The 14,848-nt window shown below is 67.7% G+C and carries 17 protein-coding genes; 7 read left to right on the forward strand and 10 right to left on the reverse strand.

Translation table 11 applies throughout. The features are described from left to right. Positions 1–6: 6 nt before the first annotated feature. Together FHT32_RS04985 and ybeY are read left to right on the forward strand one after the other, a co-directional pair. Positions 7–963, forward strand: coding sequence for a PhoH family protein (locus FHT32_RS04985; RefSeq protein ID WP_176663489.1), 957 nt, complete (start codon positions 7–9; stop codon positions 961–963). 1 nt (position 964) lies between these two features. Then, the gene (gene ybeY, locus FHT32_RS04990; protein ID WP_176663490.1) at positions 965–1,432 is read left to right on the forward strand and encodes an rRNA maturation RNase YbeY; all 468 of its coding nucleotides are present in this window, start codon (positions 965–967) and stop codon (positions 1,430–1,432) included. 18 nt (positions 1,433–1,450) lie between these two features. On the opposite strand, the gene dtd is transcribed toward ybeY, so the two are convergent. Both dtd and FHT32_RS05000 read right to left on the reverse strand, forming a co-directional pair. Next, the gene (gene dtd / locus FHT32_RS04995; RefSeq protein ID WP_126184774.1) at positions 1,451–1,894 is read right to left on the reverse strand and encodes a D-aminoacyl-tRNA deacylase; all 444 of its coding nucleotides are present in this window, start codon (positions 1,892–1,894) and stop codon (positions 1,451–1,453) included. Beyond that, positions 1,891–2,808 carry a cation diffusion facilitator family transporter gene (locus FHT32_RS05000; protein WP_176663491.1) on the reverse strand — a complete coding sequence of 306 codons (918 nt, stop codon included), beginning with the start codon at positions 2,806–2,808 and terminating at the stop codon, positions 1,891–1,893. The genes dtd and FHT32_RS05000 overlap by 4 nt, the downstream gene beginning before the upstream one ends. 155 nt (positions 2,809–2,963) lie before the next feature. On the opposite strand from FHT32_RS05000, the gene FHT32_RS05005 reads away from it, so the two are divergent. After that, the gene (locus tag FHT32_RS05005) at positions 2,964–3,527 is read left to right on the forward strand and encodes a FecR domain-containing protein (RefSeq protein WP_256098869.1); all 564 of its coding nucleotides are present in this window, start codon (positions 2,964–2,966) and stop codon (positions 3,525–3,527) included. A 17-nt stretch (positions 3,528–3,544) separates the two neighbouring features. Then, on the forward strand, positions 3,545–4,165 hold the full coding sequence (locus FHT32_RS05010; RefSeq protein WP_176663493.1) for an OmpA family protein: 621 nt from the start codon (positions 3,545–3,547) through the stop codon (positions 4,163–4,165). Positions 4,166–4,202: 37 nt separating this feature from the next. Here FHT32_RS05010 and tyrS read toward each other — a convergent pair whose 3' ends face one another. Continuing rightward, positions 4,203–5,411, reverse strand: coding sequence for a tyrosine--tRNA ligase (gene tyrS / locus FHT32_RS05015; protein WP_176663494.1), 1,209 nt, complete (start codon positions 5,409–5,411; stop codon positions 4,203–4,205). 185 nt (positions 5,412–5,596) lie between these two features. Here tyrS and FHT32_RS05020 point away from each other — a divergent pair, with 185 nt between their 5' ends. Then, positions 5,597–6,943, forward strand: coding sequence for a M23 family metallopeptidase (locus tag FHT32_RS05020; RefSeq protein ID WP_176663495.1), 1,347 nt, complete (start codon positions 5,597–5,599; stop codon positions 6,941–6,943). Between the two features lie 10 nt (positions 6,944–6,953). Then, positions 6,954–8,081, forward strand: a complete 1,128-nt coding sequence (locus FHT32_RS05025) for an anhydro-N-acetylmuramic acid kinase (protein ID WP_176663496.1) — start codon at positions 6,954–6,956, stop codon at positions 8,079–8,081. Between the two features lies 1 nt (position 8,082). On the opposite strand, the gene mdtD is transcribed toward FHT32_RS05025, so the two are convergent. The 6 genes from mdtD to FHT32_RS05055 form a co-directional block, all read right to left on the reverse strand. After that, the gene (gene mdtD, locus FHT32_RS05030) at positions 8,083–9,510 is read right to left on the reverse strand and encodes a multidrug transporter subunit MdtD (protein WP_176663497.1); all 1,428 of its coding nucleotides are present in this window, start codon (positions 9,508–9,510) and stop codon (positions 8,083–8,085) included. Positions 9,511–9,602: 92 nt separating this feature from the next. After that, positions 9,603–9,968, reverse strand: a complete 366-nt coding sequence (gene erpA, locus FHT32_RS05035; RefSeq protein ID WP_019656358.1) for an iron-sulfur cluster insertion protein ErpA — start codon at positions 9,966–9,968, stop codon at positions 9,603–9,605. A 182-nt stretch (positions 9,969–10,150) separates the two neighbouring features. After that, the gene (gene rpsI, locus FHT32_RS05040; RefSeq protein ID WP_019656359.1) at positions 10,151–10,543 is read right to left on the reverse strand and encodes a 30S ribosomal protein S9; all 393 of its coding nucleotides are present in this window, start codon (positions 10,541–10,543) and stop codon (positions 10,151–10,153) included. A 12-nt stretch (positions 10,544–10,555) separates the two neighbouring features. Beyond that, entirely contained in the window at positions 10,556–10,987 is a 432-nt protein-coding gene (rplM, locus tag FHT32_RS05045; protein WP_093205810.1) for a 50S ribosomal protein L13, read from the reverse strand. 175 nt (positions 10,988–11,162) lie between these two features. Continuing rightward, positions 11,163–12,437: a S1C family serine protease gene (locus FHT32_RS05050; RefSeq protein ID WP_176663498.1), complete on the reverse strand. Its 1,275-nt coding sequence runs from the start codon at positions 12,435–12,437 to the stop codon at positions 11,163–11,165. Continuing rightward, on the reverse strand, positions 12,434–13,060 hold the full coding sequence (locus FHT32_RS05055; protein ID WP_176663499.1) for a hypothetical protein: 627 nt from the start codon (positions 13,058–13,060) through the stop codon (positions 12,434–12,436). The genes FHT32_RS05050 and FHT32_RS05055 overlap by 4 nt, the downstream gene beginning before the upstream one ends. Positions 13,061–13,216: 156 nt before the next feature. Between FHT32_RS05055 and FHT32_RS05060 the strand changes: the two genes are divergently transcribed. Continuing rightward, entirely contained in the window at positions 13,217–14,170 is a 954-nt protein-coding gene (locus tag FHT32_RS05060) for a 23S rRNA (adenine(2030)-N(6))-methyltransferase RlmJ (RefSeq protein WP_176663500.1), read from the forward strand. Positions 14,171–14,194: 24 nt separating this feature from the next. Here FHT32_RS05060 and FHT32_RS05065 read toward each other — a convergent pair whose 3' ends face one another. Further along, entirely contained in the window at positions 14,195–14,806 is a 612-nt protein-coding gene (locus tag FHT32_RS05065) for a septal ring lytic transglycosylase RlpA family protein (RefSeq protein ID WP_176663501.1), read from the reverse strand. Positions 14,807–14,848 lie beyond the last annotated feature (42 nt).

Consider the following 14,848-nt stretch of genomic DNA (forward strand, 5'->3'; position numbering starts at 1 on the left):
CTTGAAATGTCCGGCGTGATTCTGCGACACACCTTTACCCCACTGAACAATTCGCGCCTGAGCCACCTGTGCGGCCCGCTGGACGCGCACCTGCGCCGCATCGAGGAGGCGCTGGACGTGAAGATCGCGCACCGCCACGAGCAGTTCAAGGTCGAGGGCCACAAGGCCGCCGCCCAGCGCGCAATGGACGTGCTGCAGGCGCTCTACGAGATCGCGCAGCGGCCCATCGACGCGGCCGTGGTGCAGCTCACGCTGGCCGGCGACGGCGGGATGCTCGATGGCGACGAGGACGCGGCGATGCTCGTCACGCGGCGCGGCGACCTGCGGCCGCGCACGCCCACGCAGGCGATCTACCTCGACAACATCGCCAAGCACGACATCACCTTCGGCATCGGCCCGGCCGGCACCGGCAAGACGTACCTCGCGGTGGCCTGCGCGGTCGACGCGCTGGAGCGCGCCGCGGTGCAGCGCATCGTGCTGACGCGCCCGGCCGTGGAAGCAGGCGAGCGGCTGGGCTTCCTGCCGGGCGACCTGACGCAGAAGGTCGACCCGTACCTGCGCCCGCTGTACGACGCGCTCTACGACCTGATGGGCTTCGAGAAAGTGCAGAAGGCCTTCGAGCGCAACGCGCTGGAGATCGCGCCGCTGGCCTTCATGCGCGGGCGCACGCTGAACAACGCCTTCGTGATCCTCGACGAGGCGCAGAACACCACGCCGGAGCAGATGAAGATGTTCCTCACGCGCATCGGCTTCGGCGCGCGCGCGGTGGTGACGGGCGACGTGAGCCAGATCGACCTGCCCAAGAACCAGCTGAGCGGCCTGATCGACGCCGAGCGCGTGCTCAAGCGGGTGAACGGCATCGCCATGACGCACTTCACCAGCGCGGACGTGGTGCGCCATCCGCTGGTGGCGAAGATCGTCGATGCCTACGACGGCCAGCGCAAGCGCTCGGGGGGCCACTGAGATGGCGGCATCGAAGCTCCCGGCGCTTTCGCTGTCGCTGCAGTTCGGCCGCTTCAAGGGCGTGGAGCGCCATCGCGCCGCGCTGCCGCGCCACAGCGTGACGCGCTGGATACGCCATGCGCTCGACATCGACGGCGAGATCACGGTGCGCATCGTCGATGCCGACGAGGGCCAGCGCCTGAACCGCGAGTTCCGCGGCAAGGACTACGCGACCAACGTGCTCACCTTCGACTATGCGCAGCGCCCCGTCGTGATGGCCGACCTGGTGCTGTGCGCGCCGGTGGTCGCGCGCGAGGCCAAGGAGAACCGCAAGACGCTGGCCGACCACTACGCCCACCTGCTGGTGCACGGCACGCTGCACGCGCAGGGCTGGGACCACGAGACCAGCGAGGCCGACGCCGACGAGATGGAGGCGTACGAGATCGAGATCCTCGCGGGGCTGGGCGTGCGCAACCCCTACGGCAAGTAGCCGGGCGGGCGGCCGCCGCTACGCCGTCATCTGCAGCGGGATCGTGACCGGCCCGTCGTTGAGCAGGTGCACCTGCATGTCGGCGCCGAACTCGCCGGTGGCCACCACCGGATGCGCGGCGCGGGCCTGCGCCACGAAGTATTCGTAGAGCCTCCGCCCTTCGTCGGGCGGCGCGGCCTGGGTGAAGCTGGGGCGGTTGCCGGCGCTCGCATCGGCCGCCAGCGTGAACTGGCTCACCACCAGCAGGCCGCCGCCGATGTCCTGCACGCTGCGGTTCATCTTGCCGGCCTCGTCGGCAAAGATGCGCAGCTTGAGGATCTTGGCGAGCATGCGGTCGGCGAGCGCGTCCACGTCGCCGCGCTCGGCGCACAGCAGCACGAGCAGGCCCGCATCGATGGCGCCGACGGTGCGGCCGGAAATGTCTACGCGGGCATTCGCGACGCGCTGGAGAACGGCTTTCATAGGGGGTGATGTTCGCCGGCCTGGGTGGCGCGGGCTTCCATGGTCAAGGGCAACAGCTGGATGGTGACGCGCAGGCCGGGCACGGCGTCCATGAGCGCCTGCTCGAGCTCGTCGCGCATGTTGGCGGCGTGCTGCAAGGTCCAGTCGCCGGGCACGTGCATGTGCAGGTCGGCGAAGCGGCGCTGGCCGGCGCTGCGCGTGACCATGTCGTCGAAGCGCAGCCGCGTGCCTTCGGGCATGCGGGCGGCGAAGGCGTCGAGCGTGGCGCGCACGGTCGCGAGGGTCTGGGGGTCGAGGGCCTCGTCCATCAGGCCCTGGGAAGAACGCCAAACCAGCTTGACGCCCTCTCGCGCGATGTTCAGCGCGACGCCGATGGCCAGGACCGGATCGAGCCAGAGCCAGCCGGTGACCATCACGCCGACGATGCCGATCAGCACGGCCGCGGAGGTCCAGACGTCGGCCATCAGGTGGCGCCCGTCGGCCTCCAGCGCGATCGAGCGGTGGGCGCGCGCTGCGCGGAACAGCAGCAGGGCCAGCCCCGCGTTGAAGCCCGAGCTGACCACCGACAGCGCCAGGCCCCAGCCCAGCTGCTCCAGCGGCTGGGGCGACAGCAGGCGCTGCACCGAGACCCAGAGGATGGCGATGGCGGCGCCGACGATCAGGATGCCCTCGAAGCCGGAGGAGAAGTACTCGGCCTTGTGGTGGCCGTAGGGGTGGTCGTCGTCGGCCGGCCGCTCGGCGATGGTCACCATGGCGAGGGCGAAAACCGCGCTCGCGAGGTTCACGAAGGACTCCATGGCGTCCGAGATCAGGCCCATGGAATTCGTCATGTAGCCGGCCAGGCCCTTGAGCACGATCGTGATCAAGGCCACGGCAACCGACGCGCGAAGCAGCGTCTTGGGGGTAAACATCATTCGAAAGTCACCGTGAACAGTGCGGGAAGCAACGCTAAAAGCGGTAAAAGAGCGCAGAAAGAGCCTGAATTATCGGCCTCGTGTCTATATGTAACGCCTTCGCATTAATAATGTTTGGCTAACGTTGCGCAACTCTTCTCACAGAGAGCCAGATGATGAAAAACCTCGTGACCGCCCTCGGCAGCCTCGCCATCGCGGGATCCGCCATGCTGGCGCAGGCCCAGACGCCGCCGGCCGCTGCTGCGGCGCCTTCCGCTACCGTTGCTCCCACCCCCGCCCCTCCCGCCGCTCCGGCGCCTGCAGCGGCCGCGCCGGCGCCAGCCGTCAAGCCCGATCTCCAGGCCGGGTTCGTGAAGTCGGTGCGCGGCAGCGTCCAACTGCTCAACGGCGCAGGCACGGCCCGTGCAGCCAGCCCCGGCGACGCGCTGGGTGCCGTGGACCGCATCGTGACCGGCCCCGACTCCTCGGCCTCCGTGGTGCTGCGCGACGACACGACGCTGGTGGTCGGCCCTTCCTCCCGGCTCGATCTCAAGGAATTCCACTTCGACGGCACCACGCGCGACGGCGGCATGCTGCTGTCGCTGCTGCGTGGCTCCATGCGCATGATCACCGGCCTGATCGGCAAGACCAACCCCGATGCGGTGCGGGTCGAGACGCAGACCGCCACCATCGGCATCCGCGGCACCGACTTCATCGTGCAAGCCGACGGCCAGCCATGATGAAGATGAAGATGCAGATGCCGAAACTCCAATCCTCCCGTTTCCCCTCGCTTCTCGCGGCCATGTTGGCCGCCGCGCTGCTGGCGGCGTGCTCGACGCCTGGCACGCGGGTGGTGCTGCTGCCGCAGGCCGACGGCAAGCCCTCTGCGGTGGTGGTCCGCGCCAAGGACGGCGAGGAAGTGCTTTCCACGCCCTACCAGCGCGCCACGGCCGCGGTGGGCGCCAAGGGCGCGCCGGTGGTCGACAACGTCGATCCGGCCAAGGTGCAGGCGGAGAACAAGCCGCTGTTCGACATGCGCCCGCCCCCGCCGCAGCGCTACACGGTCTACTTCGAACTCGGCGGCACCACGCTGACGCCGGCGTCGCAGCAGATCATGACCGAGGCGCTGGCCGCGGCCCTGGCGCGCAGCGGCGGCGACATCGTGGTCACCGGCCACACCGACACCAAGGGCAGCGGCGAGCAGAACGACGAGCTCTCGCGCCGCCGGGCGCAGGAAGTGGTCCAGCTTTTCGTGGAGCGCCAGTTCCCGGCGAACCGCATCGAGGCCGTGGGCCGTGGCGAGCGCGACCTGGCGATTCCGACCGCCGACGAGGTGGACGAGCCGCGCAACCGGCGCGTCACCATCGAGGTTCGCTAGTTAAATAGACGATCGAGCAGGTCGCCCCGGAGCGCGATCAGCTCAGGGTCACGCGCGCGAACTTGCGCTTGCCGACCTGGACCACGTAGCTGCCCGCAGGCAGCTTCAGCGCCTTGTCACTGATTACAGCGGAATCGACCCGCACACCGCCGCCGTCGATCAGGCGGTTGCCTTCCGACGTCGAGGGCGCCAGGTTCGCCTGCTTGAGCACCTGGGCGATGCCCAGCGGAGCGCCCGAAAGCGACACCTCCGGGATCTCGTCCGGCACGCCGCCCTTGCTGCGGTTGATGAAGTCCTGCTCGGCCGCATCGGCCGCCGCCGCGCTGTGGAAGCGCGCGGTGATCTCCTTGGCCAGCGCGACCTTGGCGTCCTTCGGATTGCGCCCGCCCTCGACCTCGGCCTTCAGCGCCGCGATCTGCTCGAGCGACTGGAAGCTCAGCAGCGTGTACCAGCGCCACATCAGGTCGTCGGAGATCGACAGCACCTTGGCGAACATGGTGTTGGCGTCCTCGCTGATGCCGATGTAGTTGTTCTTGCTCTTGGACATCTTCTCGACGCCATCGAGCCCTTCCAGCAGCGGCATGGTGAGGATGCACTGCGGCTCCTGGCCGTATTCCTGCTGGAGATGGCGACCGACGAGCAGATTGAACTTCTGGTCGGTGCCGCCCAGTTCCAGGTCGCTCTTGAGCGCGACCGAGTCGTAGCCCTGCATCAGCGGGTAAAGGAACTCGTGCACCGAGATCGACTGGCCGGCCTTGAAGCGCTTGTTGAAGTCGTCGCGCTCCATCATCCGGGCCACCGTGTACTTGGCGGCCAGCTGGATCATGCCGCGGGCGCCCAGGGGGTCGCTCCATTCGGAGTTGTAGCGAACCTCGGCGATATCGACGTTCAGCACCAGGCGCAACTGGTCGAAGTAGGTCTTCGCGTTGTCCTCGATCTGCTCGCGGGTCAGCGGCGGCCGGGTGCTGTTGCGTCCGGAAGGGTCGCCGATGGTGGTGGTGAAGTCCCCGATCAGCGGGATCACCGTATGGCCCAAGTCTTGCAACTGGCGCATCTTGTTGAAAACCACCGTGTGACCCAGATGAATATCCGGCGCTGTCGGGTCGAGGCCGAATTTGATGCGCAGCGGGGTTCCGGTCGCTTCGGAGCGCTGGAGCTTGCGCACCCATTCGTCCTGCGGCAGCAGTTCGTCGGCGCCCCGGAGGGAGATTTCGAGCGCGCGTCCTACACTATTCGAGAGGCTCATGGATGTAACAGAATCGGCCTTTACGGGCTTTTTTAGCTGATTTTGGGGGTGCCGAAGCTATACTCAGCCCGACTTTTCAAGCGCCGAATTCTAAGCGGCGCTTCTTTCCGCACCGTCTCCTGCCGCCCTGAACGTGACTGGGCCTTGCAGCACGGACTTGCAGAACCTGAGCTGGAATTCATAGTTTGATCAACGGCATTCTTGCCGCCGAGGAGCTTCTCGCTTCTCGCGTGGCCTATACATTCCGGACGTACCCCAGGCAGATCACCGCGATCATCGCGGGCGCTCTGCTGAGCGCCGGCACCCTCGCGGTGGCATCGCTCGGTCCGGACGCATCCGACCTCCCGGTCCAGCAGATCCTCGAAGCCACGACGCCCGTCTCGTTCGCCGACCAGAGCGAATCGCTCGAGAACTTCAGCTTCACCCTTTTCCGCACCGACGTCACCCGCTCGAGCGACACGGCCGATGCGCTCATGAAGCGCCTGGGCATTTCCGACCCCGCCGCCACCGCCTTCGTGCGCGGCAGCGTCGAGGCCCGCAATGCGCTCTTCTCGCGCGCCGGCCGCACCGTGACGGCCGAGGCCACGCAGGAAAACCAGCTCAAGAAGCTCAGCGCCCGCTGGATTCCCGACGGCGACGGCGGCTTCAAGCGCTTCGTCATCGAGCGCACGCCTACCGGCTTCGCCGGCGTGACCGAGCGCGATTCGCTCACCCCGGGCACGCGCCTGGCGAGCGGCACCATCCGCACCTCGCTGTTCGCCGCCACCGACGACTCGCGCATTCCCGACGCGGTGGCCAGCCAGCTGGCCGACATCTTCGCGGGCGACGTCGACGTGCGCAACCTGCGCAAGGGCGACCGCTTCGCCGTGGTGTACGAGACCTTCGAAGCCGACGGGCAGGCGCTGCGCAGCGGCCGCGTGCTGTCGGCCGAGTTCGAGAACAACGGCAAGATCCACCAGGCCGTCTGGTTCCAGCCCCCGGGCGCGGGCCAGAAGGGCAGCTACTACCGCCCGAACGGCGACAGCCTGCGCAAGGCCTACCTGGCGACGCCGGTCGAGTTCTCGCGCGTGTCCAGCGGCTTCGCGATGCGCATGCATCCGATCCTGAACAGCTGGCGCCAGCACAACGGCATCGACTACGCGGCGCCCACGGGCACCTCGGTGCGCTCGGTCGGCGACGGCACGGTCGACTTCGCCGGCACGCAGAACGGCTACGGCAACATCGTCATCATCAACCACCGCAACAACCAGCAGACGGCATATGCGCACCTGAGCCGCATCGACGTCAAGGCCGGCCAGGCGGTGAGCCAGGGCCAGACGGTCGGCGCGGTGGGCTCCACCGGCTGGGCTACCGGCCCGCACCTGCACTTCGAGTTCCGCGTGGGCGGCGTCTACCAGGACCCGGCCTCCATCGCACAGGAAGGCGGCGCACCGATCACCGCCGCCATGCGCCCGGCCTTCGAGCGTGTCGCCGTGGGCGCGCGCACCGAGCTGGCCGCCGCCTTCTCCGTCATCCAGGCCAGCGCCGACTGACCTTCCGGCTATGGCGGCCGAGGAGCTTTTCATCGGCCTCATGTCGGGCACCTCGCTCGACGGCGTCGATGGCGTGCTCGCCGACTTTTCGGGCGGCCGCATCGCGGTGCGGTCCTACGCGACCGCCCCGTTTCCGGTAGCGCTGCGCGCCGAACTGCTGGCGCTGAACACGCCCGGCGACAACGAACTCCATCGCGCCGCACTGGCCGGCAACGGGCTGGCCCGCGCCTACGCGGGCGTCGTGGCCCAGCTGCTGGCGGACAGCGGCACGGCCGCCAACGCGGTCACCGCCATCGGCGCGCACGGCCAGACCGTGCGGCACCGGCCGCTGGAGTTCGACGAGGTCGGCTACACGCTCCAGATCAACAACCCCTCGCTGCTGGCCGAGCTAATCGGCATCGACGTGGTCGCCGACTTCCGCAGCCGCGACCTCGCAGCCGGCGGCCAGGGCGCGCCGCTGGTGCCGGCCTTCCATCGCGCCCTGTTCGCCCGCCCCAGCGAAACGGTAGCGGTGCTGAACATCGGCGGCATTTCCAACCTGAGCCTGCTGCCGGCCACCAACGTCGCCAGCGGCGCCTCCGTGCTCGGTTTCGATTGCGGCCCCGGCAATGCGCTGATGGATCACTGGTGCCAAGCCCACCAGGGCCAGCCCTTCGACCGCGGCGGCCAGTGGGCGGCCAGCGGAAAGGTGTTGCCCGGCCTGCTCGCGCAGCTTCTGGCGGATCCGTATTTCGCCCGGACACCGCCCAAGAGCACCGGGCGCGACCTGTTCAACCCGGCCTGGCTGGCCGCCCAGCTCGGCACCTCGGCCATGGCGCCCGAAGACGTCCAGGCGACCCTGGCCGAGCTGACCGCGCACGCCTGCGCGGCGGACCTGAAGAGCTACGGAAAAGATAGCAAGCTGCTGGTCGTCTGCGGCGGCGGCGCGCTGAACGACCACCTGCTCGACCGGCTGCGCGCCCTGCTGCCGGGCGTTGCGGTCGCGGCTTCGACAGATCACGGCCTGCCGCCCCTGCAGGTCGAGGCGGCTGCATTCGCCTGGCTGGCCCGCGCCACCGTCCGCCGCGAGGCAGGCAATCTCGCCAGCGTGACCGGCGCGCGCGGAGAGCGCGTGCTCGGCGCGATCTACCCCGCCTGAATCAGCCCTGGCCGGAAACCTCCGGCTGCGCAGGGTGCGGCGCGCGCACTTCCGACGGCAGATGCCAGAAGATCAGCGCGGAAGCGATCGTGATGAGCCCCATGGTCGCAAAAGTCGCCTGAAAGGCGTCCAGCGTGTGGGCCGGCGTGTCGGTGCCGAAGACGCCGTTGTAGCCCGCCAGCACCGCGCCCGCAGCGGCTACGCCCATGCTCATCGCCAGCATCTGCACCATCGACAGCAGGCTGTTGCCGCTGCTGGCCATGCTGCCGTCCATGTCCTTCAGGGTGATCGTGTTCATCGCCGTGAACTGCAGCGAATTGACCGCCCCGAAGGCCAGCAGCTGCAGCACGTGCAGCGCCATCGGCTGGCCCGGCGCCGTGAGCCCGAAGCTGGCCATGGTGCAGCCCACGAGGATGGTGTTGACCACCAGCACCTTGCGGTAGCCGTTGCGCCTGATCAGCGGCGTGGCGAAGCGCTTCATGGCCATGCCGGCCAGCGCGATCGGCAGCATCATCAGCCCGGCGTGCACGGGCGAGTAGCCCATCGACACCTGCAGCAGCAGCGGCACCAGGAAGGGCATGCAGCTGCTGCCCAGCCGCGAGAAGAGGTTGCCGATCAGCCCGATGCTGAGCGTGGGCACATGGAAGAGCGAGGGCGCGAAAAGCGGCTCGGGCGTGCGCGAGGCACGCAGCCAGTAGCCGGCGATGCTCGCGAAGCCGAAGATCAGCACGACCAGCACGCCGCCCTGGCGCAGGCCCACGCCGTCCAGCGCGAGCGAGATCGCCACCATGCCGAAGGCCAGCATCGCGTAGCCCACGCTGTCGAAGCGCTTGATCGTCACCCCGCGCAGGTCGGGCATGTACTTGAGAGTGGCGATGCACCCGGCCAGGCCCACGGGCACGTTGATCAGGAAGATCCAGTGCCAGGAGGCGTACTGCACCAGCCACCCGCCCAGCGTGGGGCCCAGCAGGGGCCCTATGAGCCCCGGAATGGCCACGAAGCTCATCGCCTGGAGGAACTCCCCGCGCGGCACCGTGCGCAGCAGCGACAGCCGCCCCACGGGCAGCAGCAGCGCCCCGCCGAGCCCCTGCACCACGCGCGCGGCCACCAGCTGGCCCAGGCTGTGCGACAACGCACACAGCACCGAGCCCAGCGCGAACAGCACGATCGCCGAGAAAAACACACGCCGCGTGCCGAAGCGGTCGGCGATCCAGCCCGAGGCGGGAATCAGCATCGCCATGGTCAGCGCGTAAGCCACCACCACCGACTGCATGCGCAGCGGACTCTCGCCGAGGCTCGCGGCCATCGCCGGCAGCGCCGTGTTGATGATCGTGGCGTCGAGCGTCTGCATGAAGAAGCCGACGGCGACGAGCCAAAGCAGGCTCTTGCGGACGGGATCGGCGGTGGCGGCTTCGGCCTCGGATGTCATGGGTGGCAGGGGGAAAAAACGGCGGGGAACGAAAAAGCCGCCCGGAGGCGGCTTTTTTCAGAGGGGCTGGGTGAGCAGCATTCGGCCGGAGATCAGGCCGAGAAGCTCGATCCGCAACCGCAGGTGCTGGTAGCGTTCGGGTTCTTGATCACGAACTGGGCGCCCTGCAGGTCTTCCTTGTAGTCGATCTCGGCGCCGACAAGGTACTGGTAGCTCATGGCGTCGATCAGCAGCGACACACCGTTCTTGGTCATGGTGGTGTCGTCCTCGTTGGTGATCTCGTCGAAGGTGAACCCGTACTGGAAGCCGGAGCAGCCGCCGCCCTGCACGAACACGCGCAGCTTGAGGTCGGGGTTGCCTTCTTCGGCGATCAGGTCGGCCACCTTGGCTGCCGCGCTGTCGGTGAAGATGATCGGCTCGGGCATCTGGGTCTGGATGTTTTCGGCTACGGCGCTCATGGACTGATAACTCCTTGGGGGGCCGATTGTGCGGCCAATGAAACGAATCCTACTGCAATGACGCATTCCCGGCAGGCCGGGCTGGCGCGCACCCCATTGCAAGTGGGGTCGGCGGCACCCCGCGCCAAGGGCGCTCCAATGAAAAAGCCGCCCGAAGGCGGCTTTTGCTCGCAGGAAGCGGATCAGCGCTTGCTGAACTGCTTGCGGCGACGGGCGGAGTGCAGACCGACCTTCTTACGCTCGACTTCACGTGCGTCGCGGGTCACGTAGCCAGCCTGGCTCAGCACCGACTTCAGACCTGCGTCGTAGTCGATCAGCGCACGGGTGATGCCGTGACGGGTAGCGCCGGCCTGGCCGGATTCGCCGCCGCCGTGCACGTTGACCATCACGTCGAAGGTTTCGAGGTTGTTGGTCAGCGCGAGGGGTTGCTTCGCGATCATGATCGAGGTTTCGCGGCCAAAGAAATCCTGGATGTCCTTGCCGTTGACCGTGATCTTGCCCGAGCCCTTTTTCAGAAACACGCGGGCGACGCTCGATTTGCGACGGCCGGTGCCGTTGTTCCATTCACCAATCATTCTCAAGGCTCCTTACAGTTCCAGCACTTTGGGCTGTTGGGCGGTATGCGGGTGCTCAGCGCCACCGTACACCTTGAGTTTCTTGATCATTGCGTAACCGAGCGGGCCCTTGGGCAGCATGCCCTTGACAGCCTTTTCCAGGGCGCGGCCCGGATGCTTGTTCTGCATGTCGCGGAAGTTGGTCGCCGTGATGCCGCCCGGGTAGCCCGAATGACGGTAGTACACCTTGTCGATGGACTTGGCGCCGGTGACGCGCAGTTGCGATGCGTTGATGATGACGATGAAGTCACCGGTATCGACGTGAGGCGTGTAAATGGCCTTGTGTTTGCCGCGCAGACGGAGAGCAACTTCGCTGGCTACTCGTCCGAGGACCTTGTCGGTCGCGTCAATCACAAACCACTCGTGCGTCACGTCAGCGGGCTTGGCGCTGAACGTTTTGGTCATGAGTTTTTCTCTTGAAAGAGGGTTTGGCGGGCCCTTTTCCACGGTCGGCGTTCCTCTGGTGGGAATCTCTTAGGTGGGTTTCGATGTCTTCGCCGCGGGGCCACAAAAACGCTGCGAAGCCCGCGATTATATGAAGAAACGGCCAAATGGCCAATTTCCGCAACTCGGGCCGGTTTCAGCGCTGGATGCGGACCAGTTCCAGCGCCTCACTCGTCGCACTGGCATTGCCGCGCCGATGCTCGCCCTCGAACCTCACGATCCGGCCAAGTTCCGGGCTGTAGAGGGCCGAGCCAACGAAGCGTGTGCCGACCAGAGATGCGCCGGTGCCATACGAGGCATAGATCCACCCCTCGTAGCCGACATGCAGCACGTTGAGCTCCAAGCCGCCCACCCGGAACGGGCGCGCTCCCCCGACCGTCACGTTCAGTTCATGCCGCAGCCTGTCGCCGCTCGCAGCGATGTAGTCGAGATGCCACCGCATGCCGGGCTGGATGTCCTTCCGAACCCAGCCCCCTGGAGGCGACGACGTGTCGAACATGCCGCCAGCCGGTGACGTGACCGATACGACTTCGCCGCCGATCTTCTCGATACGCCCTCCCATGTTGAAAGAGAGCTCATCGCCGTTGACCTTGTCCAACCGATAGATCACCGGCGACCGGTTACCCGTGAGTTTGTCGATCCGCACATATTCGAGGGCGTCCCCAGGCTGCAGAGGTTCGCTCAGCGGCACCTCGACCCCGGGCATCCGCCGCTGCGACGATCCGGCGGGCTCACGTGCACGGGCCTCCAGCATCGCCTTGGCTCGCGTCGGTAATTCCGCCAGGAACTCGACTGGCATCGCGAAGTTGAGGCTCCCCCCATCGCGTGCGGCGAAGCTGGTGATGCCGAGCAGGCGCCCTTCGCTGTCGAACAGTCCGCCACCACTCGAACCAGGGGAAATGGCTGCGGTGGTCTGCAACAGCCTTGCTTCCGACTCGCCTCCGACACCACCCCGCAACCCCGACAACAGCCCCTCGCTGAGCGTATTTTCCAGCCCACGCGGGTTGCCGATGGCATACACCCGCTGTCCCACGCGTGCGCTGCCCGCAGGCGCCAGCACGACCGCAGGCGCAGCGAAGTTGGCGACCTTGATCTGGCACAGGTCGCGCGCTGGGTCGGGAAGCTCCAGCGTCGCTCCGTAGGTGACGTTGTCCTTCTTGACGACGAAGCTGCTCGCCTTGGCCAGCACATGGCAGTTGGTCACAAGCCGCCCGGGCGCGATCACCACCGCACTGCCGGCGCGCAGGGGACGCTCCTGGGCGTCGAAGGTGCGAACCGACCAGACGCTGCCAGAAACCTTGTCGAACAGCGCATCCGGCTCGAGCGCGGCAACCGTGCTGGCCGTCAGGGCCAAGCCCAGGAAAACGAGCCCCCCGGGCAGCTGCAAGCCCTTCATCCAGCGACTGCTCATGGCTTGCCCGGCAGCAAGCCGTTCAGGTCGTCCATCGAAACGCGCGTTTCGGGCCTGGATTGCCGCGGCGGCGGCGAGGAAGGCGCGATGGCCTGGCTCGGCGCAGGAGCCGCTGGCGGGGCGGGCTCGACCGCCTTGGCCGGTGCCGCAGAAGGACGAGGCTCCTCGGGCGGCTTCGCCTCCGCGACCTTCGGGGGCGTCACCGGCGGCGCCGAAGCCATCTCGGTCGTCCCGATCCGGATACCGGCCGTCGGACCTTCACCCGACTGCGCGCTGCGGTCGACACTTCGGACCTCCCCGAAGACCAACTGGATCCAACTCGGATAGTTGTAGCCCGCTGCGGTGCTGGCATCGACCACGGCGCCGATCATCCCGCCGATCAGGATGTTCCCTGCCATGCCCACGTTGGCACGCGAAACGGCCTGCCCGTGGGCCGGCGCAAAGCCGGGCTGGGTGCATTCGATCGTGAGATTGGCGCCCGAACGCCGGACCGGCACGGTGTCGCCGGAGCGCATGACCACGTCGTTCCGATCGTTGGAGACCAGGCATTTCGCACCGTCCACCACCTTGCCCGTGGTCGTCATCGTCTCGATCTTCACGTTCTGCGTGGTGCCGTGCGTCACCGATGCACAGCCCGTCAGAATAGACAGAACGCCCGCGCCCACGCACAGGCCCCAAAATCGCCATCTGGCTCCTCGCATCTGCACCCTCTTTTTGTAAATCGATGTTGCGGCGCGAGAGTCTAGCGTTCCAACTCTCATTCTTCAGGCACTATTCCCATGTTCAGCTACCGCCACGCCTTCCATGCCGGCAACCACGCCGACGTGCTCAAGCACACGGTGCTGATTGCCACGCTCGACCACCTGCTCGAAAAAGAAGCAGCCCTGACGGTCGTCGACACCCACGCCGGCGCCGGCCTCTACCGCCTGGACGGCGACTACGCCGGCACCAGCGGCGAGGCGGCAGACGGGGTTCTGCGCCTTCTTTCGGACAAGAAAGAGCCTGCCGCACCTGCTCCCGCGGCGAAGTCCGCTACCAAAAAAGTAGCGGCCGAGACCGAAGCCCCCCTGGCCGACGCGATCGCCCGCTACCTGGCCGTGATCGGCGACTTCAACCCCAAGGGCGGCGCCCGCGTCTACCCCGGCTCGCCCTTCATCGTGCAGCACCTGCTGCGCGACCACGACAAGCTCAAGTTGTTCGAGCTGCACCCCACCGACGCGCGCACGCTGGACGCCAACATCGCCCAACTCGAGGCCGGCCGCCAGATCGCCGTGCTTCGCGAGGACGGCTTCGGCAGCGCCACCAAGTTCCTGCCGCCGCCGTCGCGCCGCGCGCTGGTGCTGATGGACCCCAGCTACGAGATGAAGACCGACTACGGCCGCGTGCTCGACTTCATGGCCGAGGCGCTCAAGCGCTTCGCCACGGGCACCTACGCGGTCTGGTATCCGATCATTCCGCGCCCCGAGGCGCACGACCTGCCGCGCCGGCTCAAGACGATGGCGACCAAGGCCGGCAAGTCGTGGCTGCACGCCACGCTGACGGTCAAGTCCAGCAAGATCACCAAGGACGCCGCCTCGGGCGAGACGCACCGGCCGGGGCTGCCCGCCAGCGGCATGTTCCTGATCAATCCGCCCTACACGCTGAAGCCGCTGCTGGCGGCCGCGCTGCCGCAACTGGTGCAGCGGCTGGGCCAGGACCGCAACGCGGCCTTCTCGCTCGATTCTGGCGGCTGAGCCGGCCGTCCTTTTCGCGTCAGCCTATTTGCGGCGACGGGTCGGGACGACCGCCTTGCGCCGTGCCGGAGCCGGCGCACGCACACGCTGCTGCGGCTCGCTCGATGCCGTGGGCGCCGCTGCATCGCCAGCTTCCACCGGCAGCCCGCCGCAGCGCATGCCGTCGCGGTCCACGACCGTCAGCGCCACCTGCTTGATGCCCAGCCCGGTCAGGCCGATCCGGTCGGCCGCCGCGCGGCTCAGGTCGATCACGCGGCCCGCCGCATAGGGGCCCCGGTCGTTGATGCGCACCAGCACCTCGCTGCCGTTGACGAGGCTGCGCACGCACACGCGCGTGTTGAAGGGAAGGGTCTTGTGGGCCGCCGTCATGGCGGTCATGTCGAAGCGCTCGCCGCTGGCGGTCTTGCGCTGGTGGAACTGGATGCCGTACCAGGAGGCGCCGCCGCGCTCGAAGATCTCGCGCGGCCCGTCGTCGGGCACGCCGTCGTCCGGGGCCTGCTCGCCGGTGCCGGAGACGCTGAGGTCATAGCGCACCGCCGGCACGCTGGAGCGCGCGGCCGCGCCGGGAGGCACCGCGATCGCGCGCGGCAGGGGCAGCAATTTCGCGTTGCCGTCGGCGTCGGTCGCGGGCGGCATGGCGCATCCCGCAAGAACGCAGGTCGCCGCGACAAGCGCCGC

The sequence above is a fragment of the Variovorax sp. SG517 genome (assembly GCF_013376045.1).
Classification (GTDB): Bacteria; Pseudomonadota; Gammaproteobacteria; order Burkholderiales; family Burkholderiaceae_C; genus Variovorax.

Excerpts from the sequence above, each read along its gene's own strand:
- FHT32_RS05025 (WP_176663496.1), top strand. The coding sequence starts at position 6,954 with ATGGCGGCCGAGGAGCTTTTCATCGGCCTCATGTCGGGCACCTCGCTC.
- FHT32_RS05010 (WP_176663493.1), top strand. The coding sequence starts at position 3,545 with ATGCCGAAACTCCAATCCTCCCGTTTCCCCTCGCTTCTCGCGGCCATG.
- FHT32_RS04985 (WP_176663489.1), top strand. The coding sequence starts at position 7 with ATGTCCGGCGTGATTCTGCGACACACCTTTACCCCACTGAACAATTCG.
- tyrS (WP_176663494.1), bottom strand. The coding sequence starts at position 5,411 with ATGAGCCTCTCGAATAGTGTAGGACGCGCGCTCGAAATCTCCCTCCGG.
- mdtD (WP_176663497.1), bottom strand. The coding sequence starts at position 9,510 with ATGACATCCGAGGCCGAAGCCGCCACCGCCGATCCCGTCCGCAAGAGC.
- FHT32_RS05065 (WP_176663501.1), bottom strand. The coding sequence starts at position 14,806 with ATGCCGCCCGCGACCGACGCCGACGGCAACGCGAAATTGCTGCCCCTG.
- FHT32_RS05050 (WP_176663498.1), bottom strand. The coding sequence starts at position 12,437 with ATGAGCAGTCGCTGGATGAAGGGCTTGCAGCTGCCCGGGGGGCTCGTT.
- rpsI (WP_019656359.1), bottom strand. The coding sequence starts at position 10,543 with ATGATTGGTGAATGGAACAACGGCACCGGCCGTCGCAAATCGAGCGTC.
- dtd (WP_126184774.1), bottom strand. The coding sequence starts at position 1,894 with ATGAAAGCCGTTCTCCAGCGCGTCGCGAATGCCCGCGTAGACATTTCC.
- FHT32_RS05000 (WP_176663491.1), bottom strand. The coding sequence starts at position 2,808 with ATGATGTTTACCCCCAAGACGCTGCTTCGCGCGTCGGTTGCCGTGGCC.
- ybeY (WP_176663490.1), top strand. The coding sequence starts at position 965 with ATGGCGGCATCGAAGCTCCCGGCGCTTTCGCTGTCGCTGCAGTTCGGC.
- FHT32_RS05005 (WP_256098869.1), top strand. The coding sequence starts at position 2,964 with ATGAAAAACCTCGTGACCGCCCTCGGCAGCCTCGCCATCGCGGGATCC.
- erpA (WP_019656358.1), bottom strand. The coding sequence starts at position 9,968 with ATGAGCGCCGTAGCCGAAAACATCCAGACCCAGATGCCCGAGCCGATC.
- rplM (WP_093205810.1), bottom strand. The coding sequence starts at position 10,987 with ATGACCAAAACGTTCAGCGCCAAGCCCGCTGACGTGACGCACGAGTGG.
- FHT32_RS05060 (WP_176663500.1), top strand. The coding sequence starts at position 13,217 with ATGTTCAGCTACCGCCACGCCTTCCATGCCGGCAACCACGCCGACGTG.